Origin of the sequence: Shewanella sp. Iso12 (genome assembly GCF_012030025.1) — a bacterium.
Classification (GTDB): Bacteria; Pseudomonadota; Gammaproteobacteria; order Enterobacterales; family Shewanellaceae; genus Shewanella; species Shewanella algae.
The window spans coordinates 1-16821 of sequence record NZ_JAAUHW010000016.1; the positions used below are offsets into that span (position 1 = coordinate 1).

Sequence of the window (16821 nt, forward strand, 5' to 3'; positions counted from 1 at the left end):
TCTTGCCAGCCGACGTTTGTCGATAGTCTTGATGGTATGCCAGTGCAGGCCAATGAGTTGCGAAATATGTTTAATCGGCAAGAGCTTGAGTAGCGCCTCGACATGCTCAATGAGCAGTGTGGTCTGGCGAGCATAGGGCTTTAACCAGCTGATATGTTCCCGAACGATACCGCAATCGGGGCAAAGAATACGGCGGACGGGTAGCCGTAACTGAACCTGAAACGCCAGTATGGTTCGTTCCGATACGCTGCGAAGTGAAGCGTCGTGAACGGCCTTAGCCGGTTTGCCGCAAGCACAGTAGCCGTTATCAATCGGCTTTAGGTGGATGATGAGGGTTTGTTGATTTTGCTCGGTATGGACGGCTTCAAAGCCTTCCCAGAGCGCAATGGGAAAGGTAATATTCGACATTGAGAACGGTTGGGGTTGGTCATTGTTTTGGTTTGGCGACTAAACAATAACTCTCCAACCGTTTTCATTTCCAGTCCACGCTAATCTGCGATGAACCTTTTTTATTGGCCTCTTGGAATTGTATTAGTCTGAATGCAATTTGTCAGTTTCGTTTCCCCGATGTGACTAGATTTGACTGGTTTCCCTAAATCGGTTCAGCCTCAAAGTCATTTAGACTACAAACGCTTTCAATTTTTCTACTCTCGATTATCCCTATGAGAAGTTGTCCAAATCTAAATATAATATGGCTGAGATTAATTCAGCCCTTTGTTCGCTGTTCATTCAGTCCCACCTATAAAATCATGAAGTATTGGTCCTAACTCCTCATCGTCCATAATGCACCAACTTATGAATGCACTGTACGGAGAAGATGGTTTTAGGAGAAGTTTGATACGTGCGGCTGCATCATCCTTTTCTTCCTGTAACGCCATTGGTTTGTAGTAATTGTTCAATTGCGACAAAAGTAGGTTATATTGCTCAAAGACTCTTTTTCTTAGAAATGCAGAAGAAACCGCTTTATTTGGAGTATGTTCACTGTTGAATACTTTATCTAACAACTCCGTAGTTAATATAGTCTTGGCATCAGCGGCTTGAGCTTTAATATGAAGTTTCTTCGCATATGGAGTTGATGGGGGAAGGTGTTTTATTGCGCGAACAACATCAACAGTAGGGTCACAGCAATCTAAAAGGCCATCATACTTAGCGAGTTTGATATTGTTGCAGCGACCACATGAAAAGTATAAATTCGCCCAGTCATACTTTAAGTTTTCATCACCTTCATGTGGAACGAAATGCTCTACATTAATATCTTGCGGCTCAAATGTTTCACAGATATAGCATTTCTTGTGAAATACCTTTTTTAAGGCCTCCCAAACATCTTCGGAGTCATACTTTTTCCCGCTTGCTAGTGATGCAGGAGCTGGTTCATTTCTAACTACATTGAACATGCTACTACCTCTTTGCTTTATTGATTGCTAGCTTTGCGGAATTAACAAAGTAAAGCGATTCAGAGTCCAGTGAATCTTCATTCTCAGGCAATTTCTCTAATAGTGATTGAACCTGTTCAATATCAATGGGATGTTTTTCAAGTAGCTTGGCTAATGTTTCAATATTTTGTTGAAGTAAACTAGAAATTGGAAGAACACCAAATAAGCCCTCTAGAACAGCCTCATAAGAATACATAGATAGATCTTCGACTTGCTCGAGTTTTGACAGGTCGTAAATTACAGCATCATTTACAGATGACACTACAAAAGGTGAATGTGTAGTCACGATAAACTGAACTTTCGGAAATGCCTTTTTAAGGAAAGCTAGGATTTTTTTCTGTATTGATACATGAAGGTGAGCGTCGATCTCGTCAATTAAAACTATTCCCATTAGGTCATCTGGATCTATTAAACGTAATGACACTTTTGTAATTAAATCAGCATAGACTGCCATGATTGAAGAAAACCCAGATGACAAGCTTTGAAATGTGTAGGGTTCTTTGTGTGGCTGATGTATCTCAAAAGAGAGTGAATCTGATTGGAAAACTAGTCTAAGTTTCTCATCTTCAAATAGGTTCTGTAAGTCAGCCTCTAGTTTCTTAAACCATTTATCAATGCGCTCTGCTTCTATTGGGTCATTATTAATTTTCTTGGACTCAGAAAATGCTTGATTGGCGATACTTGTAACAAGGAACTCTTCAAATAGGCATGATGAAGTTTTCCTTTGATTTGAACTTGTAGATAATCGATCTTTTTCTTTAAGGCTACTCAATGATGAAACTGACGATGGCTTCAAAATGTCTGACTTTCTTCCCGCTTCGAAAAGAAGAAGGAGCGCTTTAAAATCTTTGTGCTTTAAAACAAACTCCTCCAGATCAGATAATGTTACTGGTGGTTTCTTGAATTCTTCTATTTTCTGAAGAGTATCTTGTAATGCGCTCACATAGTGGTCGTAACCATTGTTCGCAGGACCAGTATTCTCAATCATCATCTTGTTGTGTGATTTTTGGTTTTCTAGTTGTCTTAAACTATAGTTATATTTCTTTATTACTCGGTCATGTAATTTTTCGTGAAGATAGTTAAGTAGCTGGGTCTTACCGCAACCATTTCCGCCAGTTAAGATCAGCGTTTTACCATCGACGTTGATGTCTACTTCCTTATCAGAATATGGAATTTTAGTTTTAATTTTAGTTAGATAGCCAGACATAATGTTACCCCCAAGTGATACAGACCCGATTGTATACCAAAAAACTAGGAGGCATGAAGTTTAGTTTCTACAAGATGTGCTCACATTAGCTTCGTCTGAGCCTTGCATGGACACCCTACAACGTAAATTTTCCATAATTAAAGTAATCTGTCGCATACTAATTTCGCGAATTCGCCGGCACGTTTTTGTCCAACAGTGAGTTACGGTACCGGCAGTTCGACATTACGATCTAGTCGTGGCTAACCTGCGGATGTGTATGATCGAGTATGAGTTACCGCAACCTCTATTTTTCTTGCTCTGCTTCCTTCAATGCTTTTCTCATCTCAGCTAAGTCTCCTTTGAGGTCATCCATTGACTCACCGTTAGCCGCTTCCAACTGAGCGCGCAGTTTTTTGAGCTGCTTGATTCGCTCGTTCCGTTCAGCGTTTTCCGAGGAGAGGAGGGCCTTATCATGCTGGTTGGGTAGATCAAACTCAGCCCAAGCCTTAGAGAAGTCACGATGAAACTCTTCCGAGCGGATTTGTTGCTGAACTTCATGTGTTTTTTGTTGGATAAGAACTTCCTGCCTACCAGTTAAGGCAAAGTAGATCACAATGGCTGTGATTGGGCAGGCAATGATGATGCCATACAGTACAGATTTCATTTTTAATTACCCCCTTTTATGCCTGGCTGAGACACAGTGAAACTTGTCTCCGTGGAGTTGCTGAGATTGGATGCTTCCTCAGTTTGTAATCGTTCAGACGTTCTCATTGAAAGGTTCCGGGATTTGGATGAACGATTGTCGGTGCTTGCATACTGAGCATTAGACGTCGATGCTTCTTTTGAGTTAGTTCTGGTAGTCGATAACGAAAAAAGAGTGTCGTGATTTAATGATGTCTCCAGCTCCCATGACTCTCCAAAGAGTGAGTTCCCTCGGCCAAAGACAATGAACTCGCCGATTGAAGCTGACAGGTTCTTTGGATCAGCAGAGAAAGAACCGCATGACCATTCGTATTTTCCTTCATACTGATATCCTCGTGTCGATGGCACTGCGCAGTTCCTTCCAAATTGCCTATCTACTATCTTCAAGGCTTTTTCTGGCAAGTCATTACGTATGAGCTGTTTACTCATCGCCTTGGCAAGCGCCATTTTTATCGCGGACTTGTCACTTCCGTTGACCGAAATCCCATTTGATATTTCATCCAGTGTTGCTTCTGCTACAAGGCCGTATGTCGCCCAGCAGACGCCCTCTCTTTTCAGTTGCTCAGATGGAACTCTTATAGATGAAGGCATGCCAGTGGTCGCCCAGTTGAAAGCTGCCTGCTGTAACTCAACTTGGCATTGTCCCAGTGTTTTTTCTTTGTTCCAGGCCATGCAGGCCTGAACGCTTGTAACTAAGGGCTTGGGTTCTAGCTCTGGAAATTGTGGCGCTTGTGGGTTCGTAATGAGCGAACAATTTCTGATGACGTTTGCAGTTTTCCCTCTTGCAGATTTGCCTTTTTCGACATAGGCAAATAGCTCTACAAGAATAGAAAGTGGGGCTGTTTTGACTGAAAGACGGTTAGCCTTTTGATATTGCTGCCTAGATGATGTTTCGTTCGCATCTCGAATTGACGTAGAAGTCGTGTCTCTTTTTTCCTCACCTTTTCTTGCTTCTTCTCCTTTTTGGCGTTGTAACTCCATGCTGGTCTCATCGTTCAGCGTGGTTTCTTTTTGGGTGCGCTTTTCCTGTGAGGATTTTTGACCCACAGTGGCGCTTTCCTGAGCAAGTGTAATGTTTGAGTATGCAATTAATGCAAAGGTCAGCAAACTCAATGACTTTTTAATCATGTTGAAAAGCCTCCTTGAGCAAGGTGATTTGTGAGATGCTATTGATACTCGGCTCTACCAACCATGCGTATCTGTACCTTTGAATGCTTTTACAGAGCGCAACTATGTACTGATCTGCATCCTGAGGTACTGAATGGATTTCCCCATCTTCTTCTGCGGCCATAAAATCAGAAAAATCATCAAAGGCTGTTTTGCTTAGGTACTCAGCCAAATGAGTTGCATCGTCAGAACTCTTGCACAGCAAAACCTCCGGCCAGAGCAGGTCACCATCTGGCCCCCGATTGCCGGGCTGATCGGGTGGGTCTAACCTGACGACCCAAACTTCTCTTAGCTCATGTGCTACAGCTAGGTGGAGCAGCTCAATGCCATTTAACTTCATAAAAATAACTCCGTGCTTAGTGAACGGAGCCATTATCCCGCTGATAATTGCCGAGATTGGCACGCCAAACTGCCCAATTTGGACAAATGTCTTGTCTGTAGAGTCAGAAGGAAATTTCCAGATTTTGACTTAGGTTGGTGTTACTGGTTGAACGTATCTAAATGAATTTAAAAAGATATTTATGTTTCGTTACATGTCACGAATGTAAAATGTGACATGTAACGCCACTGCAAGGGCATATGTGGGAACATTGCACGTTTAAGCCTTGGATATATTGGTTGGCTGCACGATTAACCCCTTAAACCTATGGGATGGCTGCACGATAGGGACTACCCAAAGCCCAATTGGGGGCGTTTACTGAACAAAATGAAGACCAAATCACTTGTATGCGGACTTTTTCGTTGGTCTGAGAGCGTATGTGGGGCCGTTGCACGGTTAACTAGGAGGTCTATGGGAACGTTGCACTGTTGGCCTAAACTGATAATTTTTAATGCTTATGTATCAAAATAGAATGAGCCAACTTGTAGACGAAGAAAATTATGCCTCATAATGAATTTCATCCCAACGATACCTGTTGAATCACTTCGAACTTGTTGGCCAAATTTTTGTAATGCTACCAAGTGGCTACGGTGGCTACGGTGGCTACGGTGGCTACGATGACTATGGTGACTATGGTGACTATGGTGACTATGGTGACTATGGTAATAGTGGCGATTCACTAGGATCTCATCCTAGGTATCTGTCTAAGGTATTGAACAGTAAGTCTTTCACTCGATGTTTGATTTGCTGTGAGGGAAAAGGCCAAAGGCAGAAATGTAGCACTATTAGGTTCAGCTAGTTAGTAAGTAACTAGTTGGTAACGCTTTGTGAATTATAGTATTATTTTTTATGATTTTATTTGAGTGGTTTTTGTATGAAGTTATGTTTTATATGGGTTGATGAGTACAAAGGTTTTAATGACTTTTCTTTAAATTTATCTAGTGATGAAGAGTTCAGCTATGACTCAGCAATAAACAAAATTTGTAAGAAAGAAAATAATAATGTCTTCAAGGAACTATTTGATAGCAGGATTAGAGATGTCACTGCAATTATAGGTAAGAATGGAACTGGAAAAAGTAATTGTTTAGAACTTATTTGTACAGTATTACAAGGATCAATTAAACAATTTAATACAAACTTTATTGCAGTTATCAAAAATGATGAAGGTTATATCGTTTATAAAAATGACAGTGGTAATAGTCAACTAGATGCTAATTTTAACTTCAAGTTGGAAAAGTATGATAGAAAAGTAAAAGGGCTAAATACGATTTTTTTCTCTAATATTTATGATAATCGCAAGTACGAATTCAGCCACGATGTGGTTAATGTTACCGCGAATAATGGGTATGGTTATCAAAGGTTGAAGGGGAAAGTTGGGAATACATTTGATCTAATATCTGCGCAAATTGATCTTATCCAAAAATATAGAGATATTTTAAAGGGCGAGATTGGTATTGATATGCCAAAAGATATGTTGATTGAAATAAATCTTTACAGTCAGTCGTACAGGTTTGATAATGAGTTTGGTGAGTTGTTTCGAAATTTAAGAAAAAGAATTAATGATATAGTTAATGTGGAGAATAAATTTCTTTCTTCTCTCAGGTATATCGTTCTGTTAGATGTCATTCGAATTGTAGAGTTATTTATTCTAGATGATATGACTTCTATTTCATTGAAGGTGGAAGAAAAAGAATCGACAGATTTATATTTAAAGAAAGCACTAAAGATAGCCGCGGAGTTAATAAATTTTCAAGTGTTGGCTAAAGTTAATAATAGTTATAACAAAGAAAGTGCTCAAAGCGTAATAGATAAAATAAAAGCAATAGATATGCTGGAGCAGAATATGGAAAAATTATCTTCCACACTATTGGAAGAAGGTAGAGTAAGTATAGGCGTTTTATCCTTTAAAATTAATTTTGATGCTCATAAGATTGAACAAATAAAGAATTTAAGTAGAGCATTTAGTAATGAAAGGTATATTCGTATCAGTTGGATCGGTATTAGTTCTGGTTCAAAAGCATATCTGACACTTTTTTCTGTTTTGCATGACAAATTAAAAGGAACAAGAAATGATACTCTAGTATGCATAGATGAGGGGGATCTTTACCTTCATCCTGCTTGGCAGATTGATTTTCTAAGAAACATAAACAATTTATTACCTAAATTTTTTAATGCTTATATCCAACTGGTTTTAACTTCTCATTCACCATTCTTATTGACAGATTTACCTAGAGATAACGTGATAATATTACATGAAGGGAAGATTGTTGATAAGAATGAAAATCCTTTAAAGACATTTGGGGCTAATCTATATGATATTTATAGTAATGCCTTTTTTTTAAATGAAAAAAGATTTGGTTCTTTGGCTGATGAGCATATAGATAAAGTTATTGATAGAATATCTAGGAACGATTTAAGTAACTTTGATATTGAAAAAATAACTGGTTTTATAAATTTGATTGGCGATCGCCTATTAAGAAATCAGTTAAAAAGGATGCTTGGAAATGATTAAATTTTCCGATAGTATTCCAATGGGAAACCCGACAGGTTATTTAAATGAAAAAGTTGATGAATATTGGGATATAGTTAATCCTAAAAAAGTCAATGGGGAGCTAAAAAAATATTCATTATGTCAAAGGGCTTTAGATTTACTTTCGGAATATAAAAATGACAAGTATTTAGCAACGGCAGCATTAGATGATAGAGCTAGAAATAGAAGGCATATAGACTTTCTGGAATACCTCGTAGAAGATGATTTCGAAAAATTAGAAGGAATAGTTAAAGCTAAACCTAACGAATTTCCTGGTATACTAGGAAATATATTTAATATTATAAATGTATCCGATATTACTAAAGTGGATAATGGGAAGTTAAAGTCTGTAGGTTTAGGTTATTTGTTGTTGAAAAAAGTTTTCTTCTACGATTCGTTCAGGGGGAGTGATGCCTGCGTGAATTTTTATAAAGGGTTACAATTGGAAGGTAAATATTGTTTTTATTGCAATGAATCAGAATTGAGTGTTATTTCAGCTGAAAAGCCTTTGGCATCAAAGTCATATGTGAATGCGGATGGGAAATTGCTCTTTGACCTAGATCATTTTTATTTGAAAAGTAACTACCCATTTTTCGCTCTATCGTTTTACAATCTTATACCATGTTGTGGTTTATGTAATTCAAGGTTTAGAGGGGTGAAGAAATTCAATATTAACACGCACATTAATCCATATCTCGATTCGTTCGATGAACATTATATATTTAAGTTTGACGAGTGTGAGTTGGCAACTTCTTTTCGCATTGGGCTTTCTAAGTTAACAAAGGTGGAAGTCAGTTTAAAGGGGCATTCTAGCAGGCTCAATGATAAAACAGCAGATGACTTACAAATCAAGAGAAGATATAAAAGTAAACTTAAGCACGTAAATGATATTTTGGATACGATGATTAAATATAGCTATGCTCCTAAAGAAGAACTAGATGACCTGATTTATGGTGTTAACGAGCAGTACGTCCCTAAATCTAGAAGAAGGATTTTAGATGTACGTAGAGCAAAGTTTAGTTTAGATTTTTTGGATATTGCTTTCCCTCTGCTCGATGATTAAGAGCGATGATATTAATCGAAAAGAGGATGTGTAGTAGAAATTAGATACTCCATCCTTGATCGAGCGCTAGTTAATCTCCTACTATGCTTTGGTTAAGCATTGAACAAGGAGGTTTCTATGCCGCGTCCTCGTAGAACCAAGATAAGTCTTGTAGACACAGCCTATTGCTATTACTGTAGCCGTGTGGTTCGACGTGCATTTTTATGCTGCCGTGATAGTTTTAAGGGTAAAAACTATGACCATCGCCGAACTTGGTTAGAATTGCTACTACCATTGCCCGTGAACACAGGCCGCCCGCTGCTGGAGAAGACACTCGCGCAGCCGGAACCCTTAAACCAAAAAAACCAAAAGGGCTGAGCCACAGTGACTTAACTCCTATGTTTACGGTAACCTTAGCCCTTTGATTGACATATACACTGGATGCAGTCCGCATGGCTGAGCTGGATAAAGGAAGATACGACGACGCATTAACCAAGAGTCATACGTCATCTAAGGGGTTTAATAGTACTGAACAGTGACCAAGGTAACTGTTTTAGTGTCCACCTCTGTTGCGTAAACCTTCCTGGTGGCAGCCAAAGCCTTAATTTATCCAAAATCAGGATTAATTATCCATACAAACGACTATCGTATTTCAGGGCTTAGACGTTACCAAACTTTTTCTCATATCTGTATGCTCTTAGTGCAGGGAGTTTAAACAGTTTGGGTTACACACGCTCAGAGTCATACTTGTGATCAAAAATGAGTAATAGGTTCTGTGAAGAGCATATTGTGGTTAGCCGTCTAATCTTATAAGAGTCTGTGAGCTAAGTGAGTGCGAATAGGTATCCTTTTTTTGTGATTAAAATAGTTAGAAATTAGTAATGTAAAGCATTAAAAATCATGTGTTTATTCGATGTTTTTTCTAGTTTGATTTTCTAAGGGAAATCTTATCCAATTGATTTTTATGATTTAAATAACTCACTCCAAAACCGACGGTTGCGGGTTCGAGTCCTGCCACCCCTGCCACATTCCAGACGGCCTGCATAGCAATATGCGGGCCGTTTTTCTTTATGGCTGCATTCAAAGTTTCTCTGTTCTCGATATAAAAAAACAGCAGCCCTACAGGCTGCTGTTTGAGCTACCACTTTACTTACTGAACCATGAGCAAGCAGGGATTACCAGGTGTAGTTGATACTCAGCTCCAGGCTTCTCGGTTCACCAAAGAAACCCTGGTTGTAAAAGTCGATGCTGGAATAATACTTCTTGTCGAACAGGTTCCGGACATTTAACCTGGCAACTAGATTGTCCTGTATTTGATAGCTGGCCATCAGATTAGCCAGGAAATAGCTATCCTGTCTGGAAGAAGCTTTGTTAGGGCCTACCTGGTCTTTGTAGGTTTTACTTTGCCAGCTGATGTTGCCTCCCAGAGTCAGATCGCTCAGCGCCCCGTCGAAGTGATACAGGCTGGAAATACGCAGCAGATGCTTGGGCAAATGAGTCCCGAAGGGGCTGCCATCGGCCTTTTCTGATTCGCTATAGGTATAGCTGAAGAACACGTCCAAGTCGTTGCTGGGGGTGCCGCTAAGCTCCAATTCAAAACCTTTATTGTTGGTGCCTTTCACCGCTCGTTGAGGGAAGCTGCCATCCGGTAGCGGTGGTTGCCCGGGATCGGCTTCGGCGACATTATCTTTTTGCACCTTGAATACCGCCAGGCTTGCCGTCAGCGCTTCATTAAAGAAGTCCCCCTTGGCCCCCAACTCTATGTTGTCGCCTGTGACGGGATCCAGGTACTGGTTATTAACGTCTTTGGCATTCTGGGGTTGAAAGATTTCGGTATAGCTGGCGTAAAGCGACAGGGTATCGTTGAGCTTGTATACCAGTCCGGCGTAAGGCGTGAAAACATCATCATGTTTATAATCCTTGTTGTCCTGGTTTACCTCCATTTCATATTTACTCAACCTGGCACCCAAGATAAGAGTGACATCGTCATGCAGAGATAATTGGCTGGCCAGATAGGCACCCTGCTGGGTTTCGGTCGATTCGCTGCGCTGGGGAGTTTGTGTGTAGGTGGGTTCTTTGATGCTGCCATCCCACTCAAAGAAATTACCCACTTGCAGAGTGTCGCTGCTGTAATATGAATCAGCGTCCACTTCCTGCTTGGAGTAGAGCAGACCCGCAGTTAACCTGTGGCTACGGCCAAAGAGTTCGAAGGGACCCGAAACAAACAGCCTGGCTGCATCTTGATCGCGCCAGGATTGGTAAATCATGGGAAGAGCCCCCATTCCTAGGCCGGTTGTTTTATCGGGATAACCGGACAAGTACAGCAGATGGCCATCCATTTCATCTTCTCTGTGCTCCAAGTCGATTCTCAGATCCCAGTCGCTATCGAAGCTGTGCTCAACTGAAGCAAAAACATTGGTGCCTTCCCGTTCCCAACGGGACCAGGATGCGGCAGTGGTACTGGAGGTGGACAGATCGTCTGCCAGGCTCCCATCGGCATAAAACAGTGGTAACCCACCCCAAGTTGAGCCTTTGGGATCGCGTTTACTATGATCGGCTCCGATCAACAGTTTGGTTTGGTCACTGAGAGCGGCGCTGAACACAGCATAGAGTTGTAGATTTTGCTCTTCCGAGAGATTAACGTAGCTTTCTTTATCCTCGTAGGCTGCAGCAACCCGCGCCTGGTACTTACCATCCTGGTCCAGATCAAATGAGCCGTCACCCTCGACTCGATAACTATTCCAGGAGCCTAGCTTGGCACTCAGATAACCTGATGGATAGGCCTTGGGGCGTTTGCGGATCAGGTTGATGGCGGCCGAGGGTTCACCAGCACCAGTCAGGAGCCCTGTGGCACCACGGACTATCTCCACTCGGTCAAAGATGATGGTATCTGTAACCGCATCGTTGAAGAAGCTGCTGTAGTTTACCGGCACCCCATCAAACTGAAAGTTGGTGATAGGATTGCCTCTGGCATTGAAAAAGTAACGATTGGTTTCAGCCTGCTGGGCATAGATCCCTGGGCTAAGGGTCATGATCTCGGCAATATTATTCAAAGAGAAACTCTGAATAAACTCCTGATCTATGATGGACACAGATTGCGGCGTTTCCCTGAGTGTCAGTGGCAGTCCAGTTGCCGTGGCAGCCTTGTCCAGGCGACTGCCCTTGATCTGTATTACTTCAATATCGCTTGAGTCTGTTGTGGTTTCCTGGTCCTTTGCGTATGCCTGCGGTACCAGACTGATGCCCGCCAACAGGCTGGCAGTGACGACTCTGTGCATATTTCCCCTCTCAATATGATGGCTTGTGTTAGCTGAACTTGGTTTTTCTGTAGTTATTATTGCGATATTGATAATGATTTCTATTGTATTTACAATTCAGCTTTATTTTTTAGCCATGAGAAACTATGCCGAAGATAAGTAATCGCATGTGGTTCCTGTTTCACGGATGGTGTTCATTGCCTATCTGGTTGCTGTTCTGCTTCGTATGTTTGACCGGGACAGTGGCTGTTTTGAGCCATGAGATTACCTGGCTGACGAATCCCGCGGCCAGGGCATTGAATCCGGATGCTTTACCGGAAAAGAGCGTTGCCGAGTTGGTGGAGAATGTGCAGCGTGCTTACCCTGATGCCGATGTCAGCAATGTGATGCTGTTTGAGCCTTATCTGGTGAATGCTGTGGTGTTCTCCGATGTCGACAAGCCCTTTGCTATCGCTTATGTGAACCAGTACAGCGGAGAGATCCAGGAGGTGAACAGTGGTATTACCTTCATAGGATTCATGCGCTCATTGCATGGTTGGTTGCTGTTTCCCTGGCAAAATGGTTTTAGTGTCGGGTATTACCTGGTCAGTGGTTTATCACTGTTGATGTTGGGGTCTGTGATATCCGGGATGGTTATATACAAGCGTTTCTGGCGTAGTTTCTTCAGCCCCAAATTAAGATTCAACCAAGGTAAGAGAACCCTGGTGACAGATTTGCATCGCCTGCTGGGTGTCTGGTCTATCTGGTTTATTGTCCTGATGAGTCTTACCGGTCTTTGGTATCTGGCACAAGGAATAATGTGGCATGCCGATGTCGATATCGAGCCCCACACGCCTCTGGTTGATATCACCGATGTGCCAATGGGCGAAGCCAGACCTCAGCCCTCTTTGAGTCTTAAACAGGCTCTGTTACAGGCCAAAGAGCAGTTTCCCGACTTTCATCCCAGTTATATCAGTTTGCCGGAGCACAACCGGGATCTCTATCGTTTGCAGGGCAGTGGCGATTTCCTGTTTTATGACCAGTATGCCTACGGATTGGAACTGGATCCCTGGAGCGGCGTAATCGTCAGTAGCAAGTCACCGCAAACCATGACCACATTGCAAACTATGATGCATATTGCCGATCCATTGCATTACGGCACTTTGGCTGGCGTTTGGACCAAGACAATCTGGTTCCTGTTTGGCTTATTGCTCAGTGGGATATCTATCACAGGATTTATGATCTGGAGCAGTCGCATATTCAAGGCTGGCAGGCGTCAACAAGAGGTGCCATTAGTGGCAGAGCAACAGGAGAGTTATTGATGAAGAAACGGCTTTCTTTTTGGCAGCGCAATAAATTCAAGCTCAACGGAGTGTTGTTATTGCTGCCCATCTGGTTTCTCTATCGCTCCTTGACGCCTGAATTACCAGTGAGCTGGTCATCAGTAAGTGCCGGGCCGTTTGAGGTAGAGGCCACTCCGGCCGATATGGCGCCGGCTTATCTGCACCATGGTGAATATGTGAAGGACTTTGCCCTGAGGTTTATTGCAGGAGAAGTGAGTGATATTCGCCAGGGATACCTGAATATTGGTCCTGAGCCACTGGCGCTGGAGGTGTTGCAGCAAGGTGAGAGTGGCATCTTGCACGGAAGTCGCCACGGCCAACATGTACACGCCATAGCTCCGGCCGCGTTCGGCGCGGCCGATAAGTTATGGCTAACTCTCGAAGACTGGCACGGACGGCGTTATGTCGCTCATTGGCCTTTGCCGTCGGCTTGGGTGTTAGTGCAGTAATTACTGCACTAACAAGCTGCGAAGCATCCAGGCGGTCTTTTCATGCAGCTGAATACGCTGGGTCAGCAGATCTGCCGTTGCTTCGTCATTGGCCTGGTTCACCAGAGGGTAGAGTGCCCGGGCGTTGCGAATAATGATCTCCTGGCCTTCCAGCAGTTCCTCAAGCATCTGTTTGGCATCTGTGATGCCTGAGTCTTCTTTTATTTCGGTCTGAGCGGCGTAGGCGCTGTAGGATCCCAAGGCTCTTTCACCCAGGGCTCTGACCCGCTCTGCTATGACATCCACCGCGGCAGCCAATTCGGTGTACTGCTCTTCAAACAGTTGGTGTAGGCTGGTGAACATAGGACCTGTCACGTTCCAGTGGAAGCTGTGAGTCTTAAGATAAAGGCTGTAGGTGTCAGCAAGTAAGCGATTCAAACCGTTGGCTATTTCCAGGCGATCGGCTTGGTTGATCCCGATATTGATATTCATAATATAACCTCCGTAAATGATCTGTTTTCTATATTACTCCGGAGGCTAATTAGTTAAAGTGGATAAAGTAGATATCTGCAATCGATTTTGTTTAAGTGGGTTGTCGGGGGATTTGCTCTCAGGTCACAGACAGTTGCTGAGCAAGCTGGTATTCTAAAGCGCTTAACTTGGAAGCTTTGTTGCCGGTTTCTTTCAGTCATTTTTTGCCCTTCTTGTTCGTCCCTCGGCTATGGGTTTTGGGCGACATTTTCAAACTGCGTTAAAGCGGAGCGCAATCACCATGAATAAATATTTGCACGCCATGGGAATAGAGCTGTGGCGCAGTAGACAAGACTCTCCCTCCCAGGTGCCTTTCATGCTGTTGGTGCCTGATGCTGACGAGAGCGTATTGCAGCATCCTCTGGTGCTCAGGGTGTTGGCGTTATTGGGACTGGAGGCCGGGCAGTGCAGCGTCGGTAATCGGCCTGTGGCTGGGCAAGAGGTGATATGGAATATGTTCCCTGAGCCTGTTGAAGGGGCCTGGCTGCATTCATCGCAGCCGGCGCAATTGATGTCAGGCAGCGAGGGCAAGCGCGCCCTATGGCAACAGATTTGGCACAGGTTGGGGGCGAAGTGACAGAGGTTATTGCAATCAGAGCCTTGGAGGCCGATGACCTCGACGAGATGATGAAAATTGAACAACTGGCCCATGAGTTTCCCTGGAGTGAGGCGACTCTGGGCAGTTGCTTTGGCCGTTTTTACCGGGCTCTGGGGTTATATCTAGGACCGGAGCTTCAAGGCTTTTGCTTGCTGCAGGTCTTGTTCGAGGAAGCGACCCTGATGAATATCTGTATCGCTCCTGCCGCACAAGGTCAGGGGTTGGGGCGGCAATTATTACAGGCGGCAATCGAGCTGCTTAAAGAGACTGGAGTGGAGAGATTATTGCTGGAAGTCAGGGTGGGTAATGCCGCCGCTATCGCCTTGTACCGGCGCCTGGGCTTTATTGAGACTGGCTCCAGAGCCGATTACTATCAGGCCAAAGAGGGCCGGGAAGATGCTCTGTTGATGGAGTTGTCTCTTCACTCCTCTTAGTCTCTCTTGGTTCTTTTTCGCTCATCCCGGCTAATATGGACAGAGGCAGCTATGTCAGAGCCTTTGTCGCTAATCTTTAGGCCCATCATTGTACCTTTAAATAGAAAAACAGCGCCTGTGGGCGCTGTTTCTTTAGGTGCTTGGGCTTGGTCTATTTGACCTCTTTCCCCTGGGCCTGAAGGTCGGCATGGTAGCTTGAGCGAACCAGCGGGCCACAGGCGGCGTGGGTAAAGCCAAGTTCGGTTGCCAGGTTGTGGAAGTCGTCAAATTCCTTGGGAGTCACGTAACGCTCCACCGGCAAGTGGAACTTGGATGGCTGCAGATACTGGCCCAGAGTCAGCATGTTGACATTGTGAGCGCGCAGATCTCTGAGCACCTGTTCAATTTCTTCATTGCTTTCACCCAGTCCGAGCATGATCCCCGACTTGGTCGGGATATCCGGGTGGCGCTCTTTAAAGCGTTTGAGCAGATCCAATGACCACTGATAGTTGGCACCGGGACGGGCCTTACGATAGTGAGCCGGAGCCGTTTCCAGGTTGTGGTTGAATACATCCGGTGGCTCGGTCGCCAGAATATCCAGCGCCTGATCGATACGGCCGCGGAAGTCAGGCACCAATATCTCTATCTTGATCTCAGGGTTGAGTTTGCGGATCTCACGGATACAGTCGGCGAAGTGCTGGGCGCCGCCGTCACGCAGATCGTCACGATCCACAGAGGTGATCACCACATACTTGAGCTTCATATCCTTGATGGTCTGTGCCAGCTTGAGAGGCTCCTCGGCGTCAGGCTTGAGTGGGCGGCCATGGGCTACGTCACAGAAGGGACAACGCCGGGTACAGATGGCGCCGAGGATCATAAAGGTGGCTGTACCATGGTTGAAGCACTCGGCCAGGTTTGGACAGGAGGCTTCTTCACACACTGAGTGCAAACCATTTTTACGCAGTGCCTGTTTGATATCCAGGATCCGCTGATTGGAAGATGGCAACTTAACCCGCAACCAATCGGGCTTGCGCAGCATGGTGTCGCGCTCTGATGGCACAACTTTGACCGGGATACGGGCGACCTTTTCGGCGTCCCGCAATTTCACGCCGGGCTGTAATCTTTCTGGCCTATTCATATGACTCTGCTAATCCTTGGTGATGCACTGTTTGCTCATAGCCCAAACGCTGGCTAAAAGTTTCAATCAGGTGTTGGCCTGCCTCCTCGACACTCTGGGGGCCACCGAGTGCTTTGCACTGGGCCATTTCGAGTCCGGCATAACCACAGGGGTTGATACGACGAAAAGGGGCGAGATCCATGTCGACATTCAGCGCCAAGCCGTGGAATGAGCACCCCTTACGGATCCTCAGCCCCAAAGAGGCTATTTTACGCTCCTCGACATAGACACCTGGCGCATCAGACTTGGCATAGGCCGGAATATCGAAGCGCTTGAGCAGCTCCACCAGGCTTTGTTCTATGTCGGTAACCAGCTGTCTTACCCCAAGCTTGCGCCGTTTGATGTTGATAAGAGGGTAGGCGACCAACTGCCCCGGGCCATGGTAAGTTACCTGACCACCGCGATCCACCTGGATCACCGGGATATCGCCGGTGTTGAGCAGATGCTCGCTCTTACCGGCCTGGCCTTGGGTGAAAACCGGTGGATGCTCCACCAGCCAGAGTTCATCTGGGCTGTGTTCGTCACGGGTGTCGGTATAGTGCTGCATGGCATGCCATACAGTCTCATAATCCATGTTACCCAAGTGGCGGATATGCAATGTATTGTCTGGCAAGGGCAACGTCTCCCCCTCTGTTTGAGATGATACCAATCAGTAT

17 protein-coding genes are annotated in these 16821 nt (G+C 44.3%); 6 read left to right on the forward strand and 11 right to left on the reverse strand.

Going from position 1 to position 16821, the window contains the following annotated elements; translation table 11 throughout:
- The 6 genes from HCX89_RS20200 to HCX89_RS20225 all read right to left on the reverse strand — a co-directional run.
- A partial coding sequence (locus HCX89_RS20200; RefSeq protein ID WP_167717183.1) for a transposase family protein occupies window positions 1-408 on the reverse strand: 408 nt, incomplete at its 3' end.
- Between the two features lie 317 nt (window positions 409-725).
- On the reverse strand, window positions 726-1394 hold the full coding sequence (locus HCX89_RS20205; protein WP_167717185.1) for an HNH endonuclease: 669 nt from the start codon (window positions 1392-1394) through the stop codon (window positions 726-728).
- Window positions 1395-1398: 4 nt separating this feature from the next.
- Complete coding sequence (locus HCX89_RS20210) at window positions 1399-2640, reverse strand: AAA family ATPase (RefSeq protein WP_167717187.1); 1242 nt, start codon at window positions 2638-2640, stop codon at window positions 1399-1401.
- 283 nt (window positions 2641-2923) lie between these two features.
- A complete protein-coding gene (locus HCX89_RS20215; RefSeq protein WP_167717189.1) occupies window positions 2924-3283 on the reverse strand; it encodes a hypothetical protein in 360 nt (119 codons plus the stop codon).
- Window positions 3284-3285: 2 nt separating this feature from the next.
- Complete coding sequence (locus tag HCX89_RS20220; protein WP_167717191.1) at window positions 3286-4449, reverse strand: hypothetical protein; 1164 nt, start codon at window positions 4447-4449, stop codon at window positions 3286-3288.
- Entirely contained in the window at window positions 4442-4828 is a 387-nt protein-coding gene (locus HCX89_RS20225) for a hypothetical protein (protein ID WP_167717192.1), read from the reverse strand. The genes HCX89_RS20220 and HCX89_RS20225 overlap by 8 nt, the downstream gene beginning before the upstream one ends.
- Before the next feature lie 913 nt (window positions 4829-5741).
- Here HCX89_RS20225 and HCX89_RS20230 point away from each other — a divergent pair.
- Both HCX89_RS20230 and HCX89_RS20235 read left to right on the forward strand, forming a co-directional pair.
- Window positions 5742-7379: an AAA family ATPase gene (locus HCX89_RS20230; protein WP_167717194.1), complete on the forward strand. Its 1638-nt coding sequence runs from the start codon at window positions 5742-5744 to the stop codon at window positions 7377-7379.
- Window positions 7372-8460 carry a hypothetical protein gene (locus tag HCX89_RS20235; protein WP_167717196.1) on the forward strand — a complete coding sequence of 363 codons (1089 nt, stop codon included), beginning with the start codon at window positions 7372-7374 and terminating at the stop codon, window positions 8458-8460. Before HCX89_RS20230 ends, HCX89_RS20235 begins: the two co-directional genes overlap by 8 nt.
- Before the next feature lie 901 nt (window positions 8461-9361).
- Here the strand turns inward: HCX89_RS20235 and HCX89_RS20240 are convergent.
- Both HCX89_RS20240 and HCX89_RS20245 read right to left on the reverse strand, forming a co-directional pair.
- On the reverse strand, window positions 9362-9523 hold the full coding sequence (locus HCX89_RS20240) for a hypothetical protein (protein ID WP_167717197.1): 162 nt from the start codon (window positions 9521-9523) through the stop codon (window positions 9362-9364).
- Between the two features lie 91 nt (window positions 9524-9614).
- Window positions 9615-11717: a TonB-dependent siderophore receptor gene (locus tag HCX89_RS20245; protein WP_144218677.1), complete on the reverse strand. Its 2103-nt coding sequence runs from the start codon at window positions 11715-11717 to the stop codon at window positions 9615-9617.
- 125 nt (window positions 11718-11842) lie between these two features.
- Between HCX89_RS20245 and HCX89_RS20250 the strand changes: the two genes are divergently transcribed.
- Window positions 11843-12997 carry a PepSY domain-containing protein gene (locus HCX89_RS20250; protein WP_144218679.1) on the forward strand — a complete coding sequence of 385 codons (1155 nt, stop codon included), beginning with the start codon at window positions 11843-11845 and terminating at the stop codon, window positions 12995-12997.
- Window positions 12997-13467 (forward strand): hypothetical protein, encoded by a 471-nt coding sequence (locus tag HCX89_RS20255; protein ID WP_037436671.1) that lies wholly within the window; start codon window positions 12997-12999, stop codon window positions 13465-13467. The genes HCX89_RS20250 and HCX89_RS20255 overlap by 1 nt, the downstream gene beginning before the upstream one ends.
- On the opposite strand, the gene dpsA is transcribed toward HCX89_RS20255, so the two are convergent.
- A complete protein-coding gene (gene dpsA, locus HCX89_RS20260) occupies window positions 13468-13938 on the reverse strand; it encodes a DNA starvation/stationary phase protection protein DpsA (RefSeq protein WP_025009858.1) in 471 nt (156 codons plus the stop codon).
- Window positions 13939-14218: 280 nt separating this feature from the next.
- Here dpsA and HCX89_RS20265 point away from each other — a divergent pair, with 280 nt between their 5' ends.
- Window positions 14219-14554 carry a DNA polymerase III subunit psi gene (locus HCX89_RS20265; protein WP_167717199.1) on the forward strand — a complete coding sequence of 112 codons (336 nt, stop codon included), beginning with the start codon at window positions 14219-14221 and terminating at the stop codon, window positions 14552-14554.
- Window positions 14518-15009 carry a ribosomal protein S18-alanine N-acetyltransferase gene (gene rimI, locus HCX89_RS20270; protein ID WP_082052765.1) on the forward strand — a complete coding sequence of 164 codons (492 nt, stop codon included), beginning with the start codon at window positions 14518-14520 and terminating at the stop codon, window positions 15007-15009. Before HCX89_RS20265 ends, rimI begins: the two co-directional genes overlap by 37 nt.
- Before the next feature lie 151 nt (window positions 15010-15160).
- Here the strand turns inward: rimI and lipA are convergent, their stop codons facing one another.
- Both lipA and lipB read right to left on the reverse strand, forming a co-directional pair.
- Complete coding sequence (gene lipA / locus HCX89_RS20275) at window positions 15161-16126, reverse strand: lipoyl synthase (protein ID WP_025009861.1); 966 nt, start codon at window positions 16124-16126, stop codon at window positions 15161-15163.
- Window positions 16119-16778: a lipoyl(octanoyl) transferase LipB gene (gene lipB, locus HCX89_RS20280; protein ID WP_039035899.1), complete on the reverse strand. Its 660-nt coding sequence runs from the start codon at window positions 16776-16778 to the stop codon at window positions 16119-16121. Before lipB ends, lipA begins: the two co-directional genes overlap by 8 nt.
- Window positions 16779-16821: the final 43 nt, after the last annotated feature.

Coding starts and splice junctions, on each gene's coding strand:
- HCX89_RS20235 (WP_167717196.1), top strand. CDS start 7,372: ATGATTAAATTTTCCGATAGTATTCCAATGGGAAACCCGACAGGTTAT.
- HCX89_RS20205 (WP_167717185.1), bottom strand. CDS start 1,394: ATGTTCAATGTAGTTAGAAATGAACCAGCTCCTGCATCACTAGCAAGC.
- HCX89_RS20225 (WP_167717192.1), bottom strand. CDS start 4,828: ATGAAGTTAAATGGCATTGAGCTGCTCCACCTAGCTGTAGCACATGAG.
- lipA (WP_025009861.1), bottom strand. CDS start 16,126: ATGAATAGGCCAGAAAGATTACAGCCCGGCGTGAAATTGCGGGACGCC.
- HCX89_RS20245 (WP_144218677.1), bottom strand. CDS start 11,717: ATGCACAGAGTCGTCACTGCCAGCCTGTTGGCGGGCATCAGTCTGGTA.
- HCX89_RS20230 (WP_167717194.1), top strand. CDS start 5,742: ATGAAGTTATGTTTTATATGGGTTGATGAGTACAAAGGTTTTAATGAC.
- HCX89_RS20250 (WP_144218679.1), top strand. CDS start 11,843: ATGCCGAAGATAAGTAATCGCATGTGGTTCCTGTTTCACGGATGGTGT.
- HCX89_RS20215 (WP_167717189.1), bottom strand. CDS start 3,283: ATGAAATCTGTACTGTATGGCATCATCATTGCCTGCCCAATCACAGCC.
- HCX89_RS20255 (WP_037436671.1), top strand. CDS start 12,997: ATGAAGAAACGGCTTTCTTTTTGGCAGCGCAATAAATTCAAGCTCAAC.
- HCX89_RS20265 (WP_167717199.1), top strand. CDS start 14,219: ATGAATAAATATTTGCACGCCATGGGAATAGAGCTGTGGCGCAGTAGA.
- HCX89_RS20220 (WP_167717191.1), bottom strand. CDS start 4,449: ATGATTAAAAAGTCATTGAGTTTGCTGACCTTTGCATTAATTGCATAC.
- HCX89_RS20210 (WP_167717187.1), bottom strand. CDS start 2,640: ATGTCTGGCTATCTAACTAAAATTAAAACTAAAATTCCATATTCTGAT.
- dpsA (WP_025009858.1), bottom strand. CDS start 13,938: ATGAATATCAATATCGGGATCAACCAAGCCGATCGCCTGGAAATAGCC.
- rimI (WP_082052765.1), top strand. CDS start 14,518: ATGGCAACAGATTTGGCACAGGTTGGGGGCGAAGTGACAGAGGTTATT.